Here is a 235-nt window from a genome sequence, read left to right as displayed (position 1 = left end):
CTCATAGGTGAGAGATTGCCCACGATGAAGGTGACCACGACGCACGGCCCGAAGACCCTGCCGGACGACTACGCGGGGAAATGGCTCGTCCTCTTCAGCCACCCGGGCGACTTCACGCCGGTCTGCACGACGGAGTTCTACGCGTTCGCCAGGAGGTTCGACGACTTCAAGGCGCTCAACGCGGAGCTTCTGGGGCTCAGCGTCGACACCGTGCCGTCGCACATCCAGTGGATCC

General features: G+C 63.8%; 1 protein-coding gene. It reads left to right on the top strand.

What is annotated here, in order from left to right; genetic code table 11:
* The coding region (locus ACP5H1_RS08595) for a redoxin domain-containing protein (RefSeq protein WP_427974132.1) at positions 1-235 on the top strand (235 nt) is incomplete at both ends.

It is taken from the genome of Acidilobus sp. (assembly GCF_049973875.1).
Classification (GTDB): Archaea; Thermoproteota; Thermoprotei_A; order Sulfolobales; family Acidilobaceae; genus Acidilobus.
This window is presented reverse-complemented; position numbering and strand designations above follow the sequence as displayed.